23 protein-coding genes are annotated in these 26631 nt (G+C 40.7%); 19 read left to right on the forward strand and 4 right to left on the reverse strand.

Features of this window, described 5'->3' with window-relative positions; translation table 11 throughout:
- Positions 1 to 3 precede the first annotated feature (3 nt).
- From M2277_RS27410 to M2277_RS27425, 4 genes are all read left to right on the forward strand, one after another.
- The gene (locus M2277_RS27410; RefSeq protein ID WP_280756137.1) at positions 4 to 1869 is read left to right on the forward strand and encodes a phosphoadenosine phosphosulfate reductase domain-containing protein; all 1866 of its coding nucleotides are present in this window, start codon (positions 4 to 6) and stop codon (positions 1867 to 1869) included.
- A 502-nt stretch (positions 1870 to 2371) separates the two neighbouring features.
- The gene (locus M2277_RS27415) at positions 2372 to 4105 is read left to right on the forward strand and encodes an LPD1 domain-containing protein (RefSeq protein WP_280756138.1); all 1734 of its coding nucleotides are present in this window, start codon (positions 2372 to 2374) and stop codon (positions 4103 to 4105) included.
- A 54-nt stretch (positions 4106 to 4159) separates the two neighbouring features.
- Complete coding sequence (locus tag M2277_RS27420) at positions 4160 to 4333, forward strand: Spo0E family sporulation regulatory protein-aspartic acid phosphatase (RefSeq protein WP_280756139.1); 174 nt, start codon at positions 4160 to 4162, stop codon at positions 4331 to 4333.
- A 966-nt stretch (positions 4334 to 5299) separates the two neighbouring features.
- Complete coding sequence (locus M2277_RS27425) at positions 5300 to 6070, forward strand: phosphodiester glycosidase family protein (protein WP_280756140.1); 771 nt, start codon at positions 5300 to 5302, stop codon at positions 6068 to 6070.
- Between the two features lie 80 nt (positions 6071 to 6150).
- Here the strand turns inward: M2277_RS27425 and M2277_RS27430 are convergent, their stop codons facing one another.
- Complete coding sequence (locus M2277_RS27430; RefSeq protein ID WP_280756141.1) at positions 6151 to 6621, reverse strand: hypothetical protein; 471 nt, start codon at positions 6619 to 6621, stop codon at positions 6151 to 6153.
- 187 nt (positions 6622 to 6808) lie between these two features.
- The gene (locus M2277_RS27435; RefSeq protein ID WP_280756142.1) at positions 6809 to 6985 is read right to left on the reverse strand and encodes a hypothetical protein; all 177 of its coding nucleotides are present in this window, start codon (positions 6983 to 6985) and stop codon (positions 6809 to 6811) included.
- Between the two features lie 168 nt (positions 6986 to 7153).
- Between M2277_RS27435 and M2277_RS27440 the strand changes: the two genes are divergently transcribed.
- Positions 7154 to 7492, forward strand: a complete 339-nt coding sequence (locus tag M2277_RS27440; RefSeq protein WP_280756143.1) for a sigma factor-like helix-turn-helix DNA-binding protein — start codon at positions 7154 to 7156, stop codon at positions 7490 to 7492.
- Positions 7444 to 7665 carry a helix-turn-helix domain-containing protein gene (locus M2277_RS27445; RefSeq protein ID WP_280756144.1) on the forward strand — a complete coding sequence of 74 codons (222 nt, stop codon included), beginning with the start codon at positions 7444 to 7446 and terminating at the stop codon, positions 7663 to 7665. The genes M2277_RS27440 and M2277_RS27445 overlap by 49 nt, the downstream gene beginning before the upstream one ends.
- A 146-nt stretch (positions 7666 to 7811) precedes the next feature.
- On the opposite strand, the gene M2277_RS27450 is transcribed toward M2277_RS27445, so the two are convergent.
- Complete coding sequence (locus M2277_RS27450) at positions 7812 to 8819, reverse strand: helix-turn-helix domain-containing protein (RefSeq protein WP_280756145.1); 1008 nt, start codon at positions 8817 to 8819, stop codon at positions 7812 to 7814.
- A 1002-nt stretch (positions 8820 to 9821) separates the two neighbouring features.
- Here M2277_RS27450 and M2277_RS27455 point away from each other — a divergent pair.
- The 12 genes from M2277_RS27455 to M2277_RS27510 all read left to right on the forward strand — a co-directional run bounded on the left by M2277_RS27455 (position 9822) and on the right by M2277_RS27510 (position 23353).
- Positions 9822 to 11078 (forward strand): toprim domain-containing protein, encoded by a 1257-nt coding sequence (locus M2277_RS27455; protein WP_280756146.1) that lies wholly within the window; start codon positions 9822 to 9824, stop codon positions 11076 to 11078.
- A gap of 40 nt (positions 11079 to 11118) precedes the next feature.
- Complete coding sequence (gene ssb, locus M2277_RS27460) at positions 11119 to 11574, forward strand: single-stranded DNA-binding protein (RefSeq protein ID WP_280756147.1); 456 nt, start codon at positions 11119 to 11121, stop codon at positions 11572 to 11574.
- 471 nt (positions 11575 to 12045) lie between these two features.
- Positions 12046 to 12363 (forward strand): DUF5983 family protein, encoded by a 318-nt coding sequence (locus M2277_RS27465; RefSeq protein WP_280756148.1) that lies wholly within the window; start codon positions 12046 to 12048, stop codon positions 12361 to 12363.
- Positions 12364 to 12480: 117 nt separating this feature from the next.
- Positions 12481 to 12978: a hypothetical protein gene (locus M2277_RS27470; RefSeq protein ID WP_280756149.1), complete on the forward strand. Its 498-nt coding sequence runs from the start codon at positions 12481 to 12483 to the stop codon at positions 12976 to 12978.
- A gap of 241 nt (positions 12979 to 13219) precedes the next feature.
- On the forward strand, positions 13220 to 13477 hold the full coding sequence (locus M2277_RS27475) for a hypothetical protein (protein ID WP_280756150.1): 258 nt from the start codon (positions 13220 to 13222) through the stop codon (positions 13475 to 13477).
- Between the two features lie 347 nt (positions 13478 to 13824).
- Positions 13825 to 15003, forward strand: a complete 1179-nt coding sequence (dnaN, locus tag M2277_RS27480; RefSeq protein ID WP_280756151.1) for a DNA polymerase III subunit beta — start codon at positions 13825 to 13827, stop codon at positions 15001 to 15003.
- 81 nt (positions 15004 to 15084) lie between these two features.
- Positions 15085 to 16131: a DUF6094 domain-containing protein gene (locus M2277_RS27485; protein WP_280756152.1), complete on the forward strand. Its 1047-nt coding sequence runs from the start codon at positions 15085 to 15087 to the stop codon at positions 16129 to 16131.
- 27 nt (positions 16132 to 16158) lie between these two features.
- On the forward strand, positions 16159 to 16809 hold the full coding sequence (locus M2277_RS27490) for a hypothetical protein (protein WP_280756153.1): 651 nt from the start codon (positions 16159 to 16161) through the stop codon (positions 16807 to 16809).
- Position 16810: 1 nt separating this feature from the next.
- On the forward strand, positions 16811 to 19678 hold the full coding sequence (locus M2277_RS27495; protein WP_280756154.1) for a DEAD/DEAH box helicase: 2868 nt from the start codon (positions 16811 to 16813) through the stop codon (positions 19676 to 19678).
- Positions 19679 to 19893: 215 nt separating this feature from the next.
- Entirely contained in the window at positions 19894 to 21747 is a 1854-nt protein-coding gene (locus tag M2277_RS27500) for an AAA family ATPase (RefSeq protein WP_280756155.1), read from the forward strand.
- Complete coding sequence (locus M2277_RS27505) at positions 21744 to 22763, forward strand: hypothetical protein (protein WP_280756156.1); 1020 nt, start codon at positions 21744 to 21746, stop codon at positions 22761 to 22763. The genes M2277_RS27500 and M2277_RS27505 overlap by 4 nt, the downstream gene beginning before the upstream one ends.
- Before the next feature lie 245 nt (positions 22764 to 23008).
- The gene (locus tag M2277_RS27510; RefSeq protein ID WP_280756157.1) at positions 23009 to 23353 is read left to right on the forward strand and encodes a hypothetical protein; all 345 of its coding nucleotides are present in this window, start codon (positions 23009 to 23011) and stop codon (positions 23351 to 23353) included.
- 158 nt (positions 23354 to 23511) lie between these two features.
- On the opposite strand, the gene M2277_RS27515 is transcribed toward M2277_RS27510, so the two are convergent.
- Positions 23512 to 24351, reverse strand: a complete 840-nt coding sequence (locus M2277_RS27515) for a helix-turn-helix domain-containing protein (protein WP_280756158.1) — start codon at positions 24349 to 24351, stop codon at positions 23512 to 23514.
- 875 nt (positions 24352 to 25226) lie between these two features.
- Here M2277_RS27515 and M2277_RS27520 point away from each other — a divergent pair.
- Positions 25227 to 26363 carry a replication initiator protein A gene (locus M2277_RS27520; RefSeq protein WP_280756159.1) on the forward strand — a complete coding sequence of 379 codons (1137 nt, stop codon included), beginning with the start codon at positions 25227 to 25229 and terminating at the stop codon, positions 26361 to 26363.
- Positions 26364 to 26631 lie beyond the last annotated feature (268 nt).

Consider the following 26631-nt stretch of genomic DNA (forward strand, 5'->3'; position numbering starts at 1 on the left):
GGCATGGGAAGCTATGAATATGTTGAAAGAAACCATCGAGTATCCGTAACGGATCGTCTTAAAAGCTATAACCTTAAAGCTACGGAGCTCTGGGATTATTTAGAGACAGCTGGTTTTACGTTTCATGGTGTGGTCAGGGAATGGAGTGCCATCTTCTTTAACAGTCTGTTCTATACCATTCACCATTTTATAAACGATAAGCCTCAGGAAGAGTGTATTCCACCTAATAGCGGGATATCGTGGCAGATGATCTTTCGGCATGATTCCGAAGCGGGAAACCTATTTTCTTTTTTGGAGCGCAGCGGGTTTCGCCTTCATTTGCCGGAACAAGCAGCTATCGATGCACTGATCGATGATGGAGTCGATTGGCATTACATAAGCCCGAAGCACAAATTTCAGGTTTATGCGTTCCATTCTCACTGTTCATTGCTGATTGAGATTTATCTGCAGCAGTCTCTTCCGCCTTACGGCGCAAATAAATTACCCATGTTATTTCCAAAAGATCGGTGTCAACCTTTCCTCGAATTCGAGGTTGAAATGATCGATATGAAAAAGGATGAAGGAAGTAGAAACATTCCAGGTGAAAGTCTTGATATTTTAGAAAAGGTAGACGATGCGCTTCTATCGAGCACTCGTGCCAGGATAAAGAAAATCTATGATGAGCACTCGGTTATTGGTCTACTTAATTCGGGGGGAATGGATTCAAGATTAACGCTGCAGCTCATGATTGAGCATGCTCTAAAGAATCCGGATCCCCTCAAAAAAATTTGGGTGATTTCAGCAGATACTCTTGTTGAAAATCCGGGGGTTAAGAAGATCATTCATGAGCTGAGAGATACTCTGACCATGAACTTTCCGTGGATAGAGTATCATATCGTGGAACCTCGGGAAGACAATACGCTTCTAGTATGTATTATTGGCAAGGGCTATCAGGCGCCGTCGGTTTCTTTCAAATATTGCGTACGTAGGCTGAAAATCGAGCCTGCACGCGAATTTCTGGAGGCAGTCTTTCTTACCGAGGGTGCAGAAGATACATGTTTAGTCCTAGGCAGCCGTGAAAATGAGAGCGGACAACGAAAACGTAGTCTTGCCAAGCACTTCGGAGATGATTTTTACGGGCATCATCCTGTCGGAAATATCCGTACAGCCAGCCCCATTCGGGATTGGAATCGCCAAGAGGTAGTCACCTACCTTGCATTCAACAAGGCACCATGGCGAAAGGGTGCTCGAAACAGTGAGCTTCTTGCATTTTATAGTGGTGCCGCTGGAAATGAGTGTCCTCTAGGTGCTGCAGTTGTAAATGATAACGACGCCATGATGGCATGTGGTAAAAATGCTCGTATGGGTTGCTACTTATGTACAATTTCTAAAGACAGGAGCATGGGAAACCTCATTAAAAATACACATCCCGAATACGAAAAGTATTACCAATTCCGGTCAATTTTAAAAGCCATCGCTCAGGATATTAGATATGGAGGCATGACTGGATTTCAGCGCTTTGGCGGGTCTATCGCTAGCACAAAGCCGGGTAAACTCGGGAATGGAATTGGAGATCTCACGATCGATTGTCGAACCCTTCTCCTTCAATCTATGAAGAGACTCGATATAGAATGGCGTGAGAGTGAAATTTTAACTGCATACCAAATGGTACTGCAGAGAGAGTCAGTTGAAGGGTTTCCATTAACCGAAAGGTTCAGAGAAGCAATTCTTGCTTTGCTCAACATCCATAATACCGGCTTCCGAAGAATGTTGTGTGATCCTATCTTTGATCCATTCGGTACAGGGATAGACCAGTTTACTTCTGAAGACGAAGAAGCGATTCAGCGTATCATGGCTCAAGAGAGCAGGGAAACCTCTTTTGCAAACTAAAATAAAACGATACAGGAGACTGATATGAAAGAGATTAACCAGTTCATCTATGATGAGATTGCTAATATAAAGGCATGTTACTTAAACGGAGTGTACTCGAAGGAATTTGCACTTGGACAATTGTCGAGTCTAAATAACCTTGCTGGGTTTTGTAAGCTTGGTAACTTGGCGGAGGATATCCATGACATTGTGGTGCAGCTATGCAGTAAGGTGGATCCGCTTAGAACTGATCGCCGGTCATCCTGTGCTTCTGAGGCATCTACATTCCATTTAGACCCAGGTCTTTCGGCAAAAGTTATGCCCTTATATAGAAATCCAACGAGGAGAAACGATCTTAATTGATTCCAATAAATCTATTCAGTCGGGGATATAACCATTCCTAACTATTCCTTAATGATGGGATCTTTGTATGAATGAGTACCATAGATTTCACTAAACAGGCGGTTCTGGATTACATTAATCCCCCGCCTGTGCGGGGGAACTATGGAGGTAATAAATCATTATGGAGCAACTTTCATTTTCATTTTTCGATTCTTTTCCGACACCCCAGCAATCTTTAATCACACTAACCAAACCAGCTGTGCCAAAAATTGAGATTCAGCAAGGAAAGAGTGAGATAGATTCTGGAAAGAAGTACTCTTATGACTGTGGAGAGGAATTACTTGGTGCTAGAAAGCATTTAGCAGCGATGGCCCGGTTTTCAGCTGAATGGCAGAAAGAAATCGAGAGGGATCCGACACAGGCCTTTAAGCTTGTGTGCAAGGATGAGTTGCTTCATGAATTTAGACCTGAGTTATTTCATGAGAAAGGATTCTCGTCTCAAGCAGCTTTTGCTATTAAGCTCATTTTAAGTCGAGTAAGTCAGCGTCCTGGAGATGATCCAGAGCAGAGAGAACATTTTATAAAAGCATTGGAAGAATTACAACTTCGACTTTCCGAAGCCAAAAGCAAGGAAAAACTTCGCGACGTAATTCAACAGCTTCGAGATGATGTCTCTAAAGCAAGATGGTCGACATATCGCCTTAAATTGGAGTCGGAACCTGAACTGATCAAATATCGTTTCTGGCTATCACTAGGAGACCGTTTTAAGTCTCTCTTCCTTGGCTCCTCGAGCCGTCAACCGGCAGGGTACCACGCCCTCTTACAGAAGGCGTTTTGTACAGAGGAGGGGAAGGAGTGGAGATGGGCTAGCTCAAAGAAGCGTGGCCAAAGTACATCTAGAAAGGAAAACAAGGAACGTTGGCAACGAAAGGTTCCAGATGAAGTTACCCGACTCTCTAAGGAATCATCAGGTGTAGCTCGTCCGGATGATCTCATTGAACAGTATGGATTCCGCGGGATCCAATTTGGCAATTGGGTAGAAGATGAAGCCGGCCGTTATCATGTTCTCTGCTGTGGAAATGCATTGGCAGACTTAATGGCAATCCTAAACCTTCCTCGGCACGCAGCTTCCTTGTACGGTTCACTTGGTTTAGCTTTTGGAGCTAGGGGGTCCGGTGCTGCCGTAGCACATTACGAGCCTACTTCGAATGTGATGAATATAACTAAAATCCGTGGTGGAGGCGCACTTTGTCATGAGTGGGCGCATGCTCTTGACTTCAACTTGTATACGTACTCTCACAATAATGAGAACGGGAAACGTGTTGCACTTTCCGGTAACAAGCCAGGTGCTTTTCTTCCTTTGGATGTCATCCATGCTTTCAGGGATTTAATGAAAGAAATTAAAGAAGGTGAGGGGCGATTCGCTTTTACGGTACCTGATCCACTTCCACGCGAAGTGTCAGCATATAATTCAGGGGTTGTTTCCTATCTTGAGCGACACAACTACAACGTGAACGCTGCACTTATGGCCCTAAAAAACAGCAACTACCGGATTACTTCAAGAATGTGGAAAGATATTGGGATCATGTATTGCAATATTCTAAAAAGAGAAGGGATGGAAGTCCCAACCGAATTCTATATACCGACTGACGAAAGCTACTTCTACCTCGATGCCAAAACACGCGGCCCCTATTGGAAAAGGGACCATGAGTTATTTGCTCGAGCGTTCGAAGCCTGGATCGAAGATGAACTCAACGAACGTGAAATGACCAATTCTTATTTAGTTTGTGGGACACGTTTCGGGGGACCTTACCCGCAAGGCGAAGAACGAGAATCCATCAATGATGCTTTCCGGAGTTGGTGGAAGGTGCTCAATGAATCCGGCATTCTTCACGATGACCAGCTTTGGATTTAAAGGTTGTGAAGTTTTTTATTAATTTCAACCATTATTGAAGGAGGTTATTCGCCAGTGGATGAGGTATCAGAGATTCAAAAGGCGATCGAGATAAAAAGAAGTGAGCTTAATCAAGCAGGAGATAAATATGGGCATTGTTCTGATTTGGTATTGAGAAAATCTCAAGAGCTAGATGATCTTCTCAATGTTTATAATAAAAAATTTGTGAAGAATCGCGCGGCTGAATAGCCGCGCTTTTTTATTTCTTCTTTATTAACCATTCTTTATATAGATTCTTTCTAATGATTATTTCTTAGTTATTATTTCTTCTCAAAATCTGATATAGGGTCTATAAAAAATTGACACAGGGTATCTCAACATCTGAGAGAGGAGGACTCGAATGTTGAGATAGGGTCACTCAAAATTTGATAAACGGAACTGCCTATAAAATTTTGAAATGCCGCTTTTCAATTTCTGAGAAGCGGGAAATTTGTTAATAAATCACTTCTCAAAAACTGAGAATCGTCGTCTCTCAAATTTATATAGGCCGCTCATCAAAATTTGAGAGATGGCCTTTCAGAATTCTATAGTCTGTTTCTCAAATTTTGAGAGGCGTAAAATCAGAGATTAACTTGTTTTGGACCATCCAATAAGGATTTAAGCCGGGATCCGTTATCTGGTGGAGAATGGAAGGTCAGTCTCAGAACGGATACCCTTCGGCTCAAGGAGTATACGTCTAGGCTGTACAGAAAATGGCCGACGGCTGCCAGAAGGCTGGAAGGATCAGTTCACTCTTCCTTAGGCTTCGCGAAAGCATTGTTTACGTTGGTATGTACCGAAGTTGGGATTTACGTCAGCCGGATAATTGGACTCGCGATTTTCTGCAAGATAGTCGGATGCGGATCACCAATGGATTTTCGTTGATCGACGATTTTCTATAGTATTCAAATGATGGATAGTGCTACGCCAAACGATAGCTCAACCAAAATAAGAAGGCAGTTGATCATTGTGATCGGCTGCCTTTGTTTCACTAACATGCTGGATGTAATACAACTACTTGAGATATGAAAGGGGGGATTGGGTGCTCGCTGAAATTAAAATAAAAACTTTGTGATATGGGTTGTACAATAAGGCAATTAATCACCTTTATATATGAACGAGGAAACAAGGGCCGGCCGATTTCCAGATTCAAATATATAAAAAGGGTGATGAACAATGGCTACTCAAGCTGAAGCAAGAAAAACGACTTATAACGGTAAAGAAGTACGTATGATTTTAGCCGATCTGGATTGTGTTGCAGTAGAGAAAATTAACGGTAGCGTTCTTGATTCTGGTAAGTTTGGTATTAACGGAACATTCTTTAACTCTACTGGCGGGAATCTTCTTGGTGTAGCTGTCAACAATGGTGTTGCTGTAAAAAGCGGGGGAACTCAAACGGCCGATGCACGGGTAAACGGCGTAACACAACCTACAAGACGGGGCGTAATGTATCACTTTAATCCTCGGGTAGGAGGACTGGCATTGGATAATAGGGTTGTCAAAAGTTTCACCGATTATCCTGGCGTCGGTACCAGTAATGCGAAAAGTGTGAAATGGGCTATCGGTGGTATTAGTCTACACCTTACTCAAAACTACACGAGTACCCAGTATTCTAATGCCATTAATGCTTCTCCAGAGTACGCTGCCAACATCGGTTCAAGTAGTCAGACTGGACGAACGGCAATCGCGTTTGCTGCTCTAAACGGTCGCTCGACTATTATCCTTCTAACGATGAAAGATGCAACTCTGTGGGATGTACGTGAATTTTTACGCTCATACGGAGCCACAACAGGGGTTGCGCTTGATGGTGGTGGTTCTTCACAAATCAGATACCGTGTAAACTCCAGTACCGTGGGACAGTGGGAACCTAAACCAGACCCTAACAGATCCGTTTATTCCATGGTCACGGTAAACCCAACAACTTGGCTCACAGGAAAGGGATTTTAAATCCAGTGATCATTAAATTGAAAAGCAAGCTTTAGGGCATACGCCTTAAAGCTTGCTTTTTTTGGTTGCAGCTTAATGCTTCAGTCGCTGATCCATTTGATTTTCCATCCTTCATTTATCTTGGTGAAGCAGAACAATTGTTTGTCTTCAACAATATTAGAGTCGCCGCGCGGGATTTTTTGCTTTTTACTTACTTCAACAACTTTATCATTTGTTCCGACGTCCAGATCACTAACATCCGGATTGAAATCAAGGTTGGTTATTTCGATAACCTCTTTGCCTAGATCCTCATGATTCTCCATAGACTTAGGATCTACATATAACTCGCCATACGCTGCTACATTATTTTCAGCAAAAATGGATAAGTATCGATTTAAAACTTGAACAATTTCCTGCTCCTCACCCGTATAGTCTTCTTCATTCAGATAAGTCGTTGTATTTGTCACATCATTTTGAGCATCATCTTTTATGGATGGGTTTGTATTTTTATTGGAACTACAACCAACAACGATTAGGGCGACTGCTAATAAAAACAATATTGTTTTTTTCATGATGAACCTCCAGTCATAAAAAGTATATCTCGCTTACTTTGCAGTTTCCACATCCTCCCTTTAATAATAAGACGTTTTTAGGCTTCTAAAGGTTACATACCATCAAAAAGCAGCCACGAATCGTGGCTGCTTTTTGAGCGAAGGAGCTTTCCCAGATTTGAGCAGTAAGGAGATCATCCCATAACTTCTACTTGCCGTTCTTCTCCTGTACAGATTGAATTGCTTGTGCAAGCCGTGACAACGATTGATCTAGGCGATCTAACTTCTCACCAATAGTCTGCAAAACATAACGTATCAGTATAAAGCAAAGTGTAACCGGAAAACCGACATTTGTGACCAGCGAAATGATATCTGTAGCTTGCATATTCACTTCCCTCCTTTTTTCATTGTCCTACAAAATAAGGTAGGGAAATCTATAATTTTACAACTAAATATGTTAAAATTAATAAGAACAAATGTTCTTATTTTGGTTGTAAAATTTGTCCAAAAAACTCCTATATTAGTAGAAGCAGAACAAGAGGGAGGGGGATTTATGGACAGTCAATCAATAATGATTGAGCGTTACCGCAAGGAGGTATATCGGATAGGATGGCGATTGCAATATCGAAACAGAAGAATACGTCAACATGAATTTTCTTTGTTTGATAATGTCTCTGTACAACATCATACTTCCGATACAATCGATAACCGAATTTTGGTGCAGGATCTTCTTTTAACACTGCCCGAAAAAGGGAGAAGCATTATTCATAAACTTTACATCGAAGAATTAACAGAAGCCGAGGTGGCGGCGCAGTTACATATAAGTCAGCAGGCGGTGAGTAAATGGAAGAAAAAAATGATTCAGCAATTATCACAGACCATGAATTTTTGATTCTATTACAAGCAGCAAAACAAAAAGACCCAGAGGCAATGCTACGAATTATTGAGTTATTTCAGGGAGATATCGAGAATATCAGCAGGACGATCCGTATACCAAGAGAGGATGCGTTGTCGCACATTATTACGGAGCTGCTGGAATACATTCAGTCCGAGAAACATTTGTAGCTTATGAAATTATGGTAAGGCGATAATTATGATGATAGGCAAAGGTGGACGGTGGGTCTTGTGCGAACGGAAAACGATAACTCGATAAAAATTGAATAAAGCAGCCGGTCATTGTGATCGGCTGCTTTTTAATAAGGACCTCTTATTTAAGTTCCACTCTCGATTTCTCTTTGATAACTTAGATAGTCATATTTAATATGATCAAATTGCGATCCAACTTGTGTTAAAGCTTCTCTGATCATCTTGTCATATCTGGATTCAAGCCATTCTGATACAAAATTACTTGGTGTATATATGGTAAATGTCTGTTCACGTTTAATACAAAATGTACCTTTGAACCACGTATTAAAAGAAGGTGCTGATACTTTCTTTTTGATGATAGCAAGTGCCATATCCCAAACGGTACGATCCAGCTCTGTGATCTCTTTATCCAAAACCTTAATCTTGTTACGAAGCTCTTTATCCAACTCGAACGGAGTCTTAGTTTTACGAACAACAGTCCCTTTACTAATGACATCCTCATAAACTTCGCTGTAATCAATCGATGGATCCAAATTTAGAATCTGATCAAATTGTTCAACGATACCCTGCATATAACGATCGTGGTCAATCTTAAGCTCAGATGGGAGCTGCTCATACAGTTCCATAGGAAGGAAAGGGACTTTCTTTCGAATTTTATATAATGGACTTTCTTCCATGTTGTTTTTATCCGCATTTTGAACATTAAAAACGAGTACAAAACCATATTTCTCAAGATTTGCAAGAATTTTTTTCACTGTGTTTCGGCTCTTGTTCATCTTTTGTGAGATGAGGTTTAAATCGGGCCAGCAATAGTCTTTGTCTCCATAGCAATAACGCTTAAGATGGCCATAAAGCGCTACTCCTTCAGCTGAGAAAAAATGACCCCAATAATCCCAAATATAATTACTAATAATAGTCATGTGACCATCCACATAGGGGATAGGCTGCCCATGTTTGTCTAGAGTGAATCGTTTTATTTCTTCTTCAGGTATGTAAATCTTCTCTAGCTCTTTTTTTATGTACGCTTGTTCCGTATCACCAACATATCGCACCTTTGATTCCTCAACACCAGTAGGTCTATAACGATAGTAGAGTAGTTTATGATGCGTACCTTTCAAATTTTTATCAAGCATAAGAAAACTCTCCTTTATTGGCACCCTAAAAAGGCAACATTCAAAGAAGAGTAGGGACTTCACTTTTTAAAAACTCTGTGATAAAATGAACTCACAAATGTTTCTAAGCAAAGTTCCTATTCCTCTGACATTTAATGTCGTACGCTTGGCGGCCGCAGACAGTAAATGTATACACGATAGGGGCTTTTTTTCTAGGTTTATTAAATATTTATGATCCGATCTAACGAATCGTTTGTAAAAATAACAAAAAACACACAATCCAAAATTGTGTGCGACTAAACAAGAGGTAGGAAATCACTCATTTTTTCCGAAAATGAATAGACCTCACCCGTTGCTCTGCACGCACTTCGAATATAGCATATTAATATATTAGCGTAAAGAGAATTTTAGGGTATTGTATCGAATGACGTCGGTATTGTCCTTTTTATGAAGGTATGATAAAATTATGCTCAAACCTTATATAGCACGCATAGAGCATCCCCAGGTGTAGGAAACGTCCTGCTTCTGGGGATGCTCTTTTTTGCTTCCCATGGTGGGCTTTACCATCCATGAGTCCGATGGTATAATTCTAGATATTACGAGTAAGTTATTAATTTTCTTCGCTGTCCATTGTATCAGCGAAGAGCGGGAATGCCAAATGGCTAATAGGTAAATGTAATGGACGCTATAAGGACTTACACTACAAGTGTGTCCTTTTTTTGCTGTCTATTAATACCCCGGAGACACATATCTAAAAGATATGTGTCTTTTTTATTGGCATTTTTAAAGTCTTAGATGTGGTCCTTTAGACCAACAACAAAAAACTGGAGGTAATAATACGAATTTGAGGGAGACATGAAATCATTGAAGGGGATCCACTCGCACTGCATATCTTTCTTGGCGGGAAGGAATGCTGCAGAAAACGCGAACATTTTTGTCCAACAGTTTGGACTGGAAGTAATAACGTTTTGTCCCTATGGGAGTCTTAAATCATCATCGAAACATGAATGAGGAGGAATCGGCATGAAACTGCGTAGATTAAGAAGTCAGCCAGGATGGTACGAAATTATGTCTCATTGTCCGATATGTGGGCACAAGGGTTGGTGTGCCATTGATCACGAACAATCCACTGTGCATTGCATGCGAGTGCCGTCCGATGACTATTTCGACTCTCACATGGGCCGACAATATCGACATTATCTCGATCCGGACAAAGTACCAAAGACAAAGATCGAAGTTCTCTTAGTAGATTCGGTCGACAAAAAACCGGATTATCACCTTAACCGCGTTTACCGCGCTCTAATACAAGAACTTTCATTATCCAGTTTCCATGCCGACCATCTACGGAATACTCGCAAATTAACGGACGATGTTATTGGAGTACGGCAATATCGAACAATGCCTGGTCCTGATCGATACAAAATCGCGAAAAGCGTGATTCACAGGCTAAATGATCAAAGTGATCTATTAGGCGTTCCTGGTTTTTTTGTAAAGGAAGGCCGATACGGCCCCTATTGGACCATGGCAGGTGCATCGGGAATTATGTTTCCGTTTCGTTCGATTACGAATGAAATAACGGGTTGGCAAATCCGAGTGGATGACCCACCACTCGAGCTAAGTATAGAAGGTGTCATAAAGGGCGAAATTCTCCAAGAGCTTGAGCGTAATGAACTCGGGAAACGACGTGCCTTATGTAAAGTCGTTATCCAGGACAAAACACTCGAAGTGATCTTAACTGAAAAAGATAAAAAGCTTTGCTACTCCAAGTCCAACCAATTCATTTTCAGTATTGAATTAAAACAAGGCCAACGTTATTGGTGGTGGAGCAGTGGTTCAAAAAATAATGGAGCCTCGATAGGCGGTCCAATACCTTACCATTTTGCCTTGCCCAGTCCTTGTTTGCCTTACTGGAAGGTAGGTGAGACACCTGAAACGCTGATAGATTGCTCTGAAGTCTGGGTGACGGAAGGGCCTCTTAAAGCAGATAAAGGCGCGGACGCGATGCTCAAGCCTTTCATTGGGTTACCGGGTGCAGGCGCTTATTCTTTGATACTTGAACCTTTGAAGCAGCTGGGTTGTAAACACGTTGTATTGGCTTTTGATGCTGACGTTGTTACGACACCAGAAGTAGAAAGGACGTTGGGATTATGTGCCGAGTTCTTTGCGGAAAACACGGATATGTCTCTTAGCTTGGCCATGTGGGATATCTCCCAAGGCAAGGGAATAGACGACTTAACCGATAACGGTCTCATACCTCAGGTATCACTCATGCTTGAGTAGGTAGAAAAAAAATATAGAAATTCTGAGGAGATGTAAAAATATGATGAATCGTGTCATTTTGATCGGCCGGCTAACTAAAGATCCCGAGCTGAGATACACACCAACAGGAGTTGCTGTAACCCAGTTTACACTTGCTGTCGATCGTCCATTCACGGGACAAGGTGGGGAGCGTGAAGCTGATTTCATTCCGATCGTTACCTGGAGGCAACTTGCTGAAACATGTGCTAATTATCTTCGTAAGGGTCGTCTAACTGCTGTCGAAGGGCGCATCCAAGTGCGGAATTACGAAAATAACGAAGGAAAGCGAGTATACGTAACGGAAGTCATTGCCGACAATGTTCGATTCTTGGAATCCAATCGCGGTGGAAATCGTGAGGAATCCTCGTACAAAGGCGGAAACCGTAGTGAAAGCCGCGAGGATTCGCGTAACAATCAGGATCCTTTTTCCGATGAAGGGAAACCCATTGACATTTCTGATGATGATTTACCATTCTAAGTCTGTTTAACTAGAACGTGGAGGAACGGGAGTATGCGACATAAACATCTTTTTGAGGCCGGTTTAAGGGAGTTGAAGGAAGAATTCCATCTCGATCTAAACCCAGCCATAGAAGCGGGAATCCTAGTTGAATGCACCAAGTACGAGAATGACACTTTAGTGATGACAGAGAGAAGAGCTACCAATATCGTTCTTCTTGTATTATCGCTAAATAAATTGGTGGGTTAATTCATGAGGATTCACGAACACATAGACGATTGAATCTGATGCTTGTAACGGTATCGATAAGGATCGAGCTGCTGTTTGTGTTCCGTTTTTATTGAGTGAAGTATGTCGCGAAACCTGGATCTGACAGAAATGAGTGTCGGCATTAGACTCTTAATTTGATGACTATAAATAGCTTCAATGCGCCTAGAGTGGGGGCATCTTTAACAGTCCCCCACTTACTGGGGCTGTCATGGAGTGATAGATATGAAAAATGAACAAATAGATGTCGTTTCCACAAACCGAGTGTATTCGAAAATGATGAATCTTTCGACTGCACATATTTCTGAGGAAACAGCTATATGGCTCCAGGAAGGGAATCATCCATCTCTGATTTTCTACACTAAAAGTGTCTATGGATTTTGGATTATGGTTCCTCCTGAACAAGAGGATTGGGGAAATATATCCGATGTACCGGACGAACTACGAACCATCCTCCACTATGCCAATGAACATTGCTGTGCTTGGGTCATGTTGGACTGCGATTATGATCAGGTGGATGGATTGCCGACATTTGATTGGTAGGTAATAAGAGAAAACGCCTTATTTTACATGGCGCTTTCTCTTTTTTTATTCCCTGCCGTGGGGAGAAGTATTTAGAAGACCCCCACGGCGAAAGGGGTCTCATTGGAGGTAATAAATATGCAAGGTTCTAACACTCACCCATTGTTTATTCTTCATGTTATCGATGAAGGACAATCCAAACGTACGATCGTAGATTTTTCCCTTAGTCGTCTAGCCCATCAAGCAGAAACAGTTATTTCAAATTATCTAAGTAACCACGGTTTCAGCCATTCGGGAAGCGATGATCTACAAACAGAGGATGGTTATGCCAAGATTATACGTACATTGGTTAATAATCCGGAAACTGAGGAATTGATCTGGTCATACTCCTTTGATGGCCAGAGTAGCTTACATTTCGAGATTAAACAGTTACATGACCGTGTTAAGGAACTACAAGCTAACGATCCTAAGGTCTTGTTCCTGACGGAAGAAGAGATTCGCCAACGTATTTATATTGCAGTCGGCCTTAATCTTAGGCTGCTTGCAGATAATATCATTAATCCTTCAATACTTGGAGACATAACTATGGAAAACTCTGATGAGGATACTAGTATAAAAACTGATTATCAGATTTAGATGTTTTATACAGGCAGGTAACCTACACATGTCTTTAAAATCTTCTGAGACAGGCTTTCAATCTTCATTCCAAGGGTAGTAGCAAACTGCGCCCCTGATGGGGAGCGAAAAGGAGCGATTTGAAATCAAAAGTATAGGACTTTGCCAAACTAGCAGTTCGGATCACTCTATAATGGAGAGTATAGATATTAATTATTTTAAGAGAACGTATGATAGGCCTTACACAGTCATGTGCGTTGAAATGCACTATGAAAAGTTGCAGCTCTCCATCCGGTCTTTTCACCTTGGTATCAGTGTTGCATTCCCTGCTATGTCTAAACAGGAGCTCATTGATCACTGGCTGAGTGAAGCACCGGCATGGATGGTCAACGATATTCGTCTGATGTTCGATGCTGCCATACTTCGTCTCATACCTGACTATATATCAAGTAGCGAATTAGCTTCACTTCGAAATCAATGGATTCAGAACCAAACGACTGCTGTAGTCACGAGTGATTAAAGAAATAAATTGTGAAGAATCATCAAAAACACGAACCCTTTCTATACTAACGGTTCGTGTTTTTGATATCAGCCTTACACACTTGTTACCTTTAGGCAATTTTGTCTTAATAACTATTGATACCAGCTCTAAACTCCTGATATAATAAGGACATTACGAAGTACCTATTTATTTTCACTGCCGTCAAAAATTCGGCAAGTGAGGGAGCAGAGCCAGTGAGATGACACTGGACAAATAAAATAAGGCTCGCATTTTAGCCATGGAGAAATTAAGAACATGCCACAGGTATGTCTTTTTTTATTTCTTCATGGCTTTTTGTCGTGCCCAAAAACGGGAGGAATTGAAATATGGCTACACTTTTGGAGCGTCAACATGGACTTGAAGAAGATTTAGATATGGCTGTATCCCAAGATGTTGTGTCTTTTAATGTCGAACATGATGCACTTATGAATGCCTTAACGCTCTGTGCTAAGGTCGTTCCCCGATCTGGATCTATTCCAATTCTGCAGTGTATTAAATTTGATTTACAAGAAGACACATTGTTTATCACGGCTATGGATATGGGCCAATCTGTTCTTCAAATGCTGAAGGTAGAAAATGCAGGCAACACAAATGGGAGTTACTTGTTCCCTGCCAAAGAAGGTATTGATCTCGTCAAGCGATTGCCGCATGGTAATTTGACCTTTATAAAGAAGGAGTCAACGGTCCATATTACTTATGGGGAACGGGGGAAGGCAAAGCTTAAGGTTCTCAGCTCAGAAGAGTATCCAGCGTTGCCACAAGGAGAGGCGCCCCAAGTGATTTCAGTTCCGATCGATGTATTACGTAAGGGTGCTTTGGCAGCCCGATTCTCGCTGGTAGATGAAAAGTTGCCGTCACTAACTGGAATTCACATATACGATCACGGTGGAAAACTGGGATTTGAAGCAACAGACCGGCATCGTATTTATCGGTATGTCTCTGACGTCTCGATTGTGAACCAGGATCCAATGGTAGACGCAGTCATTCCTGCTCTTAATTTCAAATTAATTGTAGATTCGTTAAAGGATGCTCAAAATGTTGATTTGATTGTTATGAGCAGCCATCTCGTTCTCAGGGACAAGAATATAATTTACTTTGGCAGATTGATTGAAACTAATTTTCCTGAGCTCACCAAAATTTTTGAAGGTATGAATCAGGGAGAACCCGTAACACTGTCACGGGCAGAGTTGGATGATACCCTCAATCGTGCTCTATCTCTGGATGCCACGAATAATCGTGTCACCTTAGAAGTGAATCCCGATGGTGTGTTTATTCTACATACTCAATCAGAAAATAGTGAACTCACTGAAGAGTTTACAAATGTGCAGGCTGGAAACGAATTTCCTGTTATGAAATTTAATGGTCGGTATCTACGAGATGCTTTATTAGTAGGTGATCGTGAGGTTAAAAATGTCACGCTGCGTGTAAACGGTGCTCAGAGGCCTGGCTTCGTGACGCTAGATGGAGATCCTTCGATCACTATGGTTATTAACCCGGTTACTTAATACACCTAGCTAATAATATGCGAAGAAAGAGCTGCGCTAATCGCGTCAGCTCTTTTTATTTTATAAAGGGGGCAATTGAAAATGGTAGCTGACAATCTGAAGGGCATGTTTGACAGGGTATCGCGAAATAAAGTACGTATGGGGAATTTCGAGACAACGGATGAGGATATGAATTGTATTCAAAGCCTTTTCCATTTCCCAGAAACACCCTTCTCAATTGCTGATTTTTGTGCTGGTAGCGGGCGGGCTTTGGAATCTCTATCCAGCAACACCTCGGCTGTGACGTTCGGTATAGAACCAAATGAGGAGAAATACATGGAACTCCGGAAGCGGGTAGACAACGCTTTATTTGGGGGATACGAGGAATGTCGCATCAGTAGGGATACCTTTAGATTGATGTATCTGAATCCTCCATATGACACCGATAGTGAGACCGTGGAATCCAAAATCGAACGTAAAGAAAAGCGATTCCTCCGACATTTGCTACCATACGTGTCTGTTGATGGGATTCTTGTTTACAACATCCCGCGTACCCGAATGAGCAAAGATATCGTGAATATGCTCGTGGCTAATCTGGATGAAATTCGTATTTACAAGTCTCATGATGATACCTATCAGCAAGTCTATACAGTTGGTAGGAAGCGGGCAAAGAAAATCCTGGATCGAAACGAAGTACAACGGATCCTTACGCTCATGGAGGAGAGTAACAGTTTAGAGCGGCTTCCACAGTCAGAAGAACCACTCTACAAGATTTTACCTGGGAATATCACCCCAAAGTTATTTCGGTCAAGTCATATGGATGTCGATCAGGTACGTGAAGTTTCTCGATTGTCTGCATTGACTCGTAAAGGAATGGAATGGACAACACCTAAAAAGCCGTCAGAAAAGCTTCAGCCACTTCTTCCAGACAAGGAAATGCACCGGGTCCTACGGATGGCATCGGGGAAGCTCAATGGCAAGGTGGGAAAAGGAGACCTTCTTCATGTTCTCAAAGGGGTTGTCAAAAAAGAGATCATCGAAAGTGTTGACGATAATCCTAACGAGACTGTCATTACGGAACGTGAAGTCTTCAAAATTACGTTTAAGATTGTTGATCGGCATGGGAATATGCGAACCATTCAAGGTTAATTTAGTACGAAGCTGGAGGTAATAGATATGAAGTTCATGGAATTTAAACACAAAGATATCTATGTAAAGGTGCATACTCCTCTTATAGTTACTCGGGAGATTTATGATGGAGATAAGAAACAACGAGAAGAACTCGTATATGCTAATGTCATTGACATTGATTCTCGAGTTCAGGCTGTATTTGCTCAATTCCACCATGCTCGAAAGGCAAGTGATGTTAGTTTCGGGTTACGTCATGCCCCGAGGGTGGGAGAAAAGAATTACGATAAGTCTAGCTTCTATGTGAAGCCGGTTGGAAAGTATAAGCACTTATCCCAGCGTGAAGACGAAACCTTTGTAACAGGTATTGTTGTAGGTGAAAAGGTACTCGAACGTCAGAAAGACGGATTCATCATTTTTGCCTGGGATGGGAACATACAAGAAAAATTCTTTTGGGCCATTGATCGTTATTATGAAACTCCATTACTTGAAGAATGGACTCCATATTTGTTCAATCAGCTTATAAATGACAATAGGATGATCCCTTTAACCATACACGATTTCACCGGCGATTATTCTGAATTAGTTGTTTATGATCTCCTAGTGGGGGAAGAGATTCTTGATGAGTATATCTCATATGGTCTCAAGACGGGTTTGATTGTTATGACAGAAGACGATCACGTGAAGGAGGCCATCTGAGTTGAGTACAGCTGCTGTTAATATGGAGATGGAAGATATAAAGGTTGTCGCACATTCATCTGAAGACGGGGATTTAGGTCTTCTTCATGATGCAGATATTGCAGTTAAGGGCTTGAATGACATCGAGACGATAGGTGATTATCTGGGTATGTTTGGTGCGGACTTGATTCGGAGATTAAATGACGAATATATCCCTGTCCATCATCCTGGGAGAGATGAGACACTTAATGTTTTAAATGAAATCAAGCGCCCGCTATTTAATGCTCAGGCTCATGTAACAACAGCATTATTAAAAGGGTTCCTTAAACAGAGACGATTGTTTTTAATTGGAGAAATGGGTACGGGGAAAACCTCTATATCAATTGGCATCTTATTCGCCCTGATGAAGGAGAAGCTCGGGGGGAAAGGACGCGTCATATATATGGTTCCGAACCATCTAATAAAGAAGACAAAACGTGAGATAGGTACTTTGTTAGATAAAGATATTTTCGAGGTCCATTTCCTCCGTAATTATATTGATGTTATTCGTCTTCGTGACAGTGGAAAGATGGAAACTCCACCTAACAAGATAGAGGTTTACATTATCGCTCGAGACACATGTAAATTGGGATACGTTTATGAGCCAATTGCGAAATGGGTTGAACGATCCTATACCAAGCAAGTACTGAAGGGTGATGATATTAAAAAGGTTGAAGAAACTGTCTTTAGAGGTTGGGTTTGTCCGGACTGCGGAGGGCAGTTGATGAAAGAAGAAGAGGACAGTCTTGTTCCCATGGACTATGAAGATTTCTTCAATAAGCATGGAAAAGCAACACGAAGAAAATATAATCTATCATGTGCCAATACTGTCCGTCTCTATATGAATTCGGATCCGGATAAAGATGACTATGCTGTGTGTGGAGCCAGGCTTTGGGCAGCGAAGAACAGGGATAAGAGCAGCTTTATTGGGGTTTCTAAGAAGCCACCTGGTCCTGCACCTCGAAAAGTATCGCCTGCTGATCTTTTTAAGCGTTACTTCAAAAATGCTTTTGATCTTGCGATCGGTGATGAATGTCACGAGCTCACGGGAGGAAGCGCCCAGGCACATGCATTTCACGTGTTAATGGGTTGTGCCAAACATACGATTGCCATGACCGGAACACTCATGAATGGATATGCAAGTAATCTATTTGAGCTAATCTTTCGTATGTTCCCTAAGCGATTAAAAGAGATGGGCTTTAATTGGGGTGAGGTTGGGAAATGGATCGATCTTTATGGCGTACGTGAGCGAATTACAAAAGTCCGAAAGGATGCAGATCTCAACAGTTCAAGTAACGGTACTTCATCACGAACAACCGTTAAGGAAATGCCGGCAGCCGCACCTCAATTATTCACAGACATACTAAGCGACGTTGCTTGCTTTATCCAAATGGCGGACATGTTTGAGGTTCTACCTAAACTGCAAGAAGGTCCGATGAATGTCTCTCTTGAAGGTGAGCGTAAATTCGTTTCTTGTGTGACAAAGATCCAACGTCTGCCTGGTCGTCGAAAACGCAAAGTAAAGAAAGGGATGCGCCTCCTTGCTCCTTCTTGGTATCTTCAGAACAAATTGTCAGAAGTGTCTGACTTGCTCCGAAAGGCGGTAGAAAAGGAGTTGTTAAACGGACAGTCCGTACTGCTCGGAAGTTTGCTCAACACACTTCTTTCGTACCCGGACGTACCGTTCAATTTTGAAGGTGTTTATCATCCGGATACAGGTAAGGAAATCGTCTCACCCAAATATCGCCTAAGCGATCGGGCATTGTATCCGAAGGAACTGCAGCTGATTAAATGGGTGAAAGCAAGGCTTAAAGCCGGAAGGAAGGTTGGTATTTATGCAACATATACCGGTAAGCTAGGCACACTTCAAAGGCTGCAGATGCTTTTAGAGGAACGAGGGATAAAAACAGCCGTCCTTGAGTCAAATATAGATGGACCAGAAAGAGAAGAATGGATCGCGAAACGAGAAGAGGAAGGTGTGCAAGTTCTCTTGACCAATCCAATTTTGGTTAGCACTGGACTAGATCTCTTGGGATTTCCCTCCCTCTACTTCTACCAAACTGGATACCGTCTATCAATCGTCCGCCAAGCAAGTCGTCGTCATTGGCGGATCGGACAACTGAATATTTGTGAAACAGTATATAGTGGTTATAAAGATACCATGCAGGAGCTTGCAATCAATCTCATGGCAGCTAAGATGAGCGCTGCTCTTGCACTGGAAGGGCAGTTTAGCCAGGAAGGTCTTGCAGCGTTGACCGAAGGATCCGGTGGAAGCCTCGCAAATGAACTTGCGAAGCGTTTTGTAGGAAATAAGATCGATGGTGTCGAGAGTGCAGAATCTATTTGGGGCAAGATGACTATCGATGCTGCAGAATTTGCGGTTCCCGCTCCTGTGATATCGAAGCCCCTTGAGAATCAGAATGATTTGAATACTGTTGTGACTTTCGATTCCACCAGTCTAACAGATGTTCGAACATATGTTGGTTCTACATTGGAATATGCATTGCTTTCCTGGGCCTCAGAAGCTATTCCAGAGGATCTATACGGACGTTTCGAACTGCAGGTTGAATATGTAGCAAATAATGTTCAATTAGGCGTTACTGGTCTTTCAGTTTCCAGGGAGACACTGCTTGGTGACTATGAACTCAAATGGATTCCAACTGAGACACCGGTAGAGGAGATGGAACTACGTAGATGGGTGTATAGCCTGACGAACAAGCCTGTAGATGTACGGCCAGTGACAGAAGGGGGGGAAGTTCGACTAGAACTGGTCGTGGAAGGGAAGAAGCTTAAAACAAAGGTGAAGAAGGCTTACAATGTGTCAGAAGGCCAAATCGCCTTCAATTTTTAAATAGTGGCGATACGTAATAGAAGGAGCGGGTTAAGCCCTCAGCTCCTTCTTTTTTTGTGTTGGGAAGGGTATCGGCGGTTGTGATGATCTATTTTGAAAGGTGTCGTAGGGCTAACTCTAGGTACTACACGGCTCATTAAGGCCTTTTTGTTTGAATACTAATCGAAATGCAAATATAAGTCGAAATAAAAGAGAGAAGCTGGAGGTGGCTATAAGTGCAGTGTGTGTATATTTGGATGGAGAAATATCGGAATTATGAACAACAAGGTTTTAATTTTGGAGGACCGCTACGGTTTGATTATGATGAGGAATCGAAAAAGTTATTTATTCAATCGTCACCATTTCATATAGAGAATTTTTTCAATCCATTTTTGATTGATGGGAAGGAAGTGTCATCATCAACTATCACCAATGTTACCGCCATTATCGGGGAGAATGGTACCGGAAAGTCCAGTCTTCTGGAATACATGATTCGGCTTTTTAGCCATGAATTCCAAAATGTGGTTTCTCTTCAGTTGATCGTTTTTCGAGATGAGCGGGATCAATATGCTGTGTATCATTCTCCAGGGTTACATTTTGATCTAATCAATCCACAAAAGAAAAAAATATTCAGGCAACCTTTGTTAGAGAATGATCCAGGATTTTTCCCTTTCGCCGTCTATTATTCAAATATATTTGATACCCGAAGAATGCCCAACAATCATCGGTTCATGGATTTATCCACGAATCGGATGATGGAAAATCATTTCTCCCACGAAGATAATCATGGTCTAAACGAATATCATATGAAGGAAACGGAACTCCAACTAAAATTTATCAAAAGCAAAGAACATAAGCATTCAGATAAAGTCGCATTCAAACTTCCTGAGAAAATAACAATATTCATTAGTGAACCAGCAGATTTACTTGCAGTGGAGAAAAGTGCTGCATATAAGAGAAACGCAGATGTCCATTTTTATGAATTTATACGAAAAATGCAAAATGAATTGGATTCTTATTACGAGAATCGAGATATACCCAAAAAACTCACATATTATCTTGCGTCAAGAGTATTAAACCATATAGTCCACGAATCTGAAGTTTATCGAAATAAAGATGATATAAGAACATTATCACAAATCACCCTAAATATTGGCAATATGTTGGAGAATATTCAAGACAGCGATCGCTTAGTGGGCCATGATTACATTAGTCATACGCTCTCATTGTTGGTGGAGATCGCAAAACAAAACCGTTACCAATCTCCAATAACTGAAATAATTTCCAAATGTCATGAGTTAATGGAATTAATTATGGGAATGGAATCAGACATTTTGGATCAAAAAGATTCATTTGAGCTTCCAGTCACAGATCAAAACCAGTCATTAGATCTATTAATAGAACTCTATACTCCATCAGTTCAATATGATAGCTACTTGCAATTCAAGTGGCCAGGGCTAAGCTCAGGAGAGATTTCACTCCTAAATCTTTATAGTCGTTTCTATGATAGCCGGGATAACATTATTAAACGTAGCGGGAACCACGGTGTTCTTGTCCTCATAGATGAAGGTGAAGCATTATTCCATCCACAGTGGCAAAAACAACTTGTTTCAAATCTTGTCGCTTTTTTTTCTGACATCTTTCAAGATAAGCGAGTACAAATCGTGCTGACATCAAATTCGCCGTTTATCGCATCGGACCTTCCGAAGACTAACATAATTTTCCTTAAGAACATCGACGGAAGAAGTGTAAGCATTAATGAACTGGATGACTTACATCAAACCTTTGCGGCGAATATTCACACTCTACTTTCACATTCTTTCTTTCTTCATGATGGGCTCATTGGAACTTTCGCACGAAGAAAAATCAACGAAGTCATCAACCTGTTGGTCAACCAGGGTAGAGAAGAGATCATGGAGAAAAAGCAGGAGATTGAAGCGTTAATTTCAATTATTGGTGAACCAATAATCCGCACCAAACTTACTCAACTGCTCCAAGAGAAGATAACGCTACATGGATTATCACTGGAGGATCGTGTCGCTGCACTCGAAGCAAGGCTCGCACAACAGGAAGGTGGAAACCCTACATGATAAAAATTCATCATCCAAGACTTGATGAGTGGGCTATGTCTTTATACAATGATTTTTTCGTAAAGCAAGGATACGAAGCAAAGCTTAAAGCTTGCGCGAAAGAATCTCGTTGGAACACTGACCAAGAAGAGTTCCTTCATTATCTGCTTGAGAAGTCAAAAGTCATAATTACAGGGCGACCCAATAGACTGGCTGAGATTGTGGATCATATCAAACAGACCTACAAGGGAAAGAGAAAAATATTTAACGTTCTCAAAGTTCCCAAAACTAGCAAATGCCAATTGAAAAATGCGCTTCAAGAGATTTTTAATTACTCGGCCTTTACGGGAATCGATCCACCGAAGTGGGGAGCTTATGCATTGACTGAGAGGTTGCAAGTATCCGTTTGCCCTTATTGTAACAGGCAATTTACGACCACTTACCACTCAAAGAGCGGTCGAACGCGACCTCAATTGGACCATTTTTATGACAAAGGGACACACCCGTATTTAGCTATATCGTTCTTTAACTTAATTCCTTCCTGCTATGTGTGTAATGCCAATCTTAAGGGTAAAAAGCTATTTACCCTAAAAACACATTTACACCCTTATGAGGAAGGGTTTGGTGAGCATCGCAAATTTGGAATAGATTTCAGTAAGACGAACAATGAAATTGATTATGTAGGTATCTTCGAGGGTAAGCTAGACGGTTTTGACATCGTATTTCGTGATAATCCAATGCTGGATAAACATGACCTATTCTGGGAACGAGCTGACAATAATTGCAATGTATTTAAAATCTCAGAGTTATACAATGAGCATAAAGATTATGTGTCTGATCTCATTTTGAAAGCTAGGGTATATAACGAAGAGCACATCCGTCAACTGTACTCGACTTTTCCCGAACTGTTCCCAACGGAAAGCGACGTATTACGCCTTATTTCTGGTGCACCATTAAGTGAAGGTGACTATCCCAAAAAAACATTATCTAAATTGACAACGGATTTAATGAAAGATTTGAAACTCCGATTTACCTAGTTAAAAAGTGTTCGGGGATAGGATATTTATAAAAAAGCGGCAATTGTGGATCTTTTTAGGGTTCATTATTGTCGCTTTTTTCTTTCTAAAGTACTTGGAAATCACCATATTCTCCATGAACAACCAAACGTTTTTACATAATTAAAATTATGTTAACAATAACAAGTTCCCTCCAAAAAATTTTGAGAAATCAAACTTCCGTTATATGATTAATCCAACAGGAAATCATTGGAGGATTGATAGACATGACTGTAAAACAAAAAATACACCCAACATGCCGGCTGTGTAACAAAATGAATAATGAAATGACTCATTGTGCTATCTTTGGAGCTGTTGCCCCTGAGAATATTAATAATACCGCAATGGCAGCTGCTTGTGTGAAATCAGGAGACTACGTAAGGTTACTACATGCGATACCCAATGAATTCAACTACGGCCAATTAAAAAATGGTAAGACTATTGATGAATCTGGAGATAGTCAACTATTCATTTATGATGCAGCAGATGAAAGAGACGGGTTTAAGAATACACATGAAATGACCTTGGAAGAATGGGCACGCAAAACGTTTGTTGAAAAGAAGAAGGACTAAACTCATGAAAATTTTGATTAAGAATATTTCATCCAGGCAAAGAATATAATCATGTTATTATGGAAATGCATGTGTTGATTATAGTTTTTCCTGAGCCGAACCTGTTTAACATCACATTTTATTCTACTGATTTGTTTTGCCCTCGAAGAAAATTGTCTTTAAGAAGCGAATACTGCTCTTTCAAGCTGTATTTCTGTAATAACTTTGAGATTTTCATTAAAGAAAGTAGTTGCAAACCAGGGAGCAGGAGTATCAATTTTTTTCGCTGCTAATCTTTCCGCAAATTTTTTAAATGTTCTTCGTATGGAGAAGATATGGTTATTTTGTATTGCTGAGTTGACGTGTAAATAAATCTCATTTACTAAACACGCAGGTAAGTTGTATAAACTACAGCAATCAAGAAACTCCACTTGTTTATAGCTGAGCAGACCTGTCTGTTGATCATTAATCATTTTGGTATATACATCTGCATATTGTGCATATTTTTCTGACTCTTTCATGCGCTCGCGCGTTATGTATAATTCTTCTTCTTCTTCTTTTAGCTCTGTAGAAGGATATAGATCTAAAGATTCTTGATTATTAAAACCAGAACTATAGGGTGCATGAGATGCGCACGCAGTACCAACAGATGCATCGTGTGCACTCTGTGCATCGACAGGTAGAGTATTCAGCTCTTCGAATATGTTGGCTTCTTCAGCGATTTTATACTGGTTGGATGTCTGCTTTTCAGTACCGTCTACGAGTTTTTTAAATCTCGGCTTTTTCTCAATGAGTTTTCGTTCAGTAAGATCCTTAACCACATACTGGGCCTTTCGCTTACTCATTCCCCCTGCAGCAGCTATCGTGTCATAATCCGGAAAAACATCTCCATACTCGGCTTGGTATACTTTAATTACAATCATGATCATTTTTTCAAATGTTTTAAGTTCGGAATTATTTAAGATACTTTTAAGACCAGGGAAAAGACTTTGATTAGTCATGGTAGGTAGGGTTTGCATAAGTAATTCCTCCTTGCCTAGAACCCTTGAATTTACGGTGTTTCTTTCGTATAATAAGGGCAATGGCTTTGTTATATTCGTTTTTAAGCGACTCTAACACAGCCCCAGGAGTTCTGTTTTTTTGCGGAAAACAGGTCCTGTGGATTGGACGTTTGCTGCCATGAGTTTGCGGCTCTGGTCAGCGATAAGTGATTTTCTCGAAGGGCCCTTAACAGGGTGAGCTCCCAAATGGGGGCTTTTTCTTTTTTTTTATGGTATAAACTACTAACAATGATTCCTATCGTCATTGTATTTTTTGATATTTTCTGAGTCAAGGTATCGGGGTTGAATAAACATCACCTAAATTATCGGGGCTGACAGGACAAATTATCGGGGGCGAAAGAACACAGTATCGGGGGTGAATAAACAATTTATCGGGGGCGAATGAACCGAGAAGAAAGGAAAAATAAATTTTTCGTGATTTTAAACTATCGGGGGCGAATAAACATAATATCGGGGCTGAATAAACTTTAAATATTAATGAGGTTAATAATTAGCATCCAATAGTTAAAAGAGGTATCGGGGTTGAATGTACATATTATCGGGGTTGAATAAACATGGTGAAATAGCCACAATCGAAGTATCGGGGTTGAATAAACATTCAATAGTAGTTATAGATAAATGGATTATAAATATCTCTGACTCTGAACAATGAATTTTTGCTTAATATGATGAGTATCGGGGTTGAAAGAACATATTATCGGGGTTGAATAAACGTTTTGGTTTGATATGAAAACATTTTTTCTTGAATCTTATCACTAAGTTGAATCATGTGTTATCTTATATTTAACGAAAACATCTTGTTTGAATTTATTGAAGAAAGGAGCTGTTATTCTATGCCACCCAGAAAATTCAATATAGAGCATTGGGTATCAAAGATAGCAGCACTTGATCTCCCAGCCGAAGATCCAAAAGTAGAGGATTTGATTATAAAAGCAGCAGATCAATTAAAGAGTAAGTCAAAGGAAGAAGCGCAACGTCATTTGAGGGATGAGGGGCAAAAAGAATTAGAGCTTAGTAAAGCATTAGTTCAACAATCTTTATCCGAGCAGGAAATCGAAATAATTAACAAAGAAATATATAAACATCAGATAAAACAAATAATATGGAATAAGTCTCAAGAAATAAGAAGAGCGACTTATTATAATAAGCCATCTCATCCATATGGTCATATATTTTCAGAGAGTGCCATTAGCTCGATTTCTTCAACTAGAAAGCGTACGAAAGTTGTAAATCAGACTGATGGAGACACCCTGGTGCGAGATAATCGTAGAACTCGGATTTACCATCCAGCGAATAAGGAAATAACGCTGCAAGATGCCAAAGTACTGATTGGGATTCATAAGCTTTGGGAAGAGAGCGGAAAACAAAAAGAGTTTGAGTTTACGATTTATTCTCTGGCAAAGGCTATGAATCGTGATACCGGCGGTAAGACGTATAATGAAATCTGGCAGTCATTAGAGGTTTTGCAGGATAGTAAATTTGAGTTCTGTTATTATTATGAAAAAGGCATCATTGACTCGTTAGACCGTATCAATATTTTACAAGCAATTGGACGGAGAGATCGAAACAGTACGTTCAAAATCATGTTTTCTGATATGATTTATCGATCATTACAGTCCGGTGCGATCGCTTATCTGAGCTTAGCAATCCTGGAAGATTTAAAAACGGATACAGCGCAAAACCTATATTTGTTTCTACCTGCACAAGTAGCTCAAGGAATCACCAGATGGCCATTAGATGAAATCGCAACATTGATGGGGACAAAGGCAAATCGTCCAGTTACAAAGCGAAAAATGGTCGAAGAAGCATGTAAGAATATGGTGGAACTATCGCTATTAGATAGTTTTCAGCTCCATGAAGATGAGAGTGGAGCAACCTTCTTGGAGGTAAAACCAACAAACTTACTGTTAATGTCGAGCAATATTGCTAACAATGCGGTACCAGTGCAACAACTTACCTTACCAATATAATGTTTATTCAGCCCCGATACCTCTGTGAGTGGGGCATCATGAGCTCTTGTTTCGGTTTTTCGGAACAGGAGTTTTTTGGTTCTATCTCAAATACCGTTTTGACGATACTTTCATACTTAAATCTCTATTATTGTAGCTGCTTGATAGTTCAATTCTCTTGGTTGTGACAAATTGAGCATTAAGCGTATCGTCTATGAAATTATAATCAAATTATAATTCCATGCATTTCATTTTGAAAAACATGAGAGTTAGACTCTAAGATTACATA

It is taken from the genome of Paenibacillus sp. LBL (assembly GCF_029893715.1).
GTDB classification, from domain to species: Bacteria; Bacillota; Bacilli; order Paenibacillales; family Paenibacillaceae; genus Paenibacillus_AQ; species Paenibacillus_AQ glucanolyticus.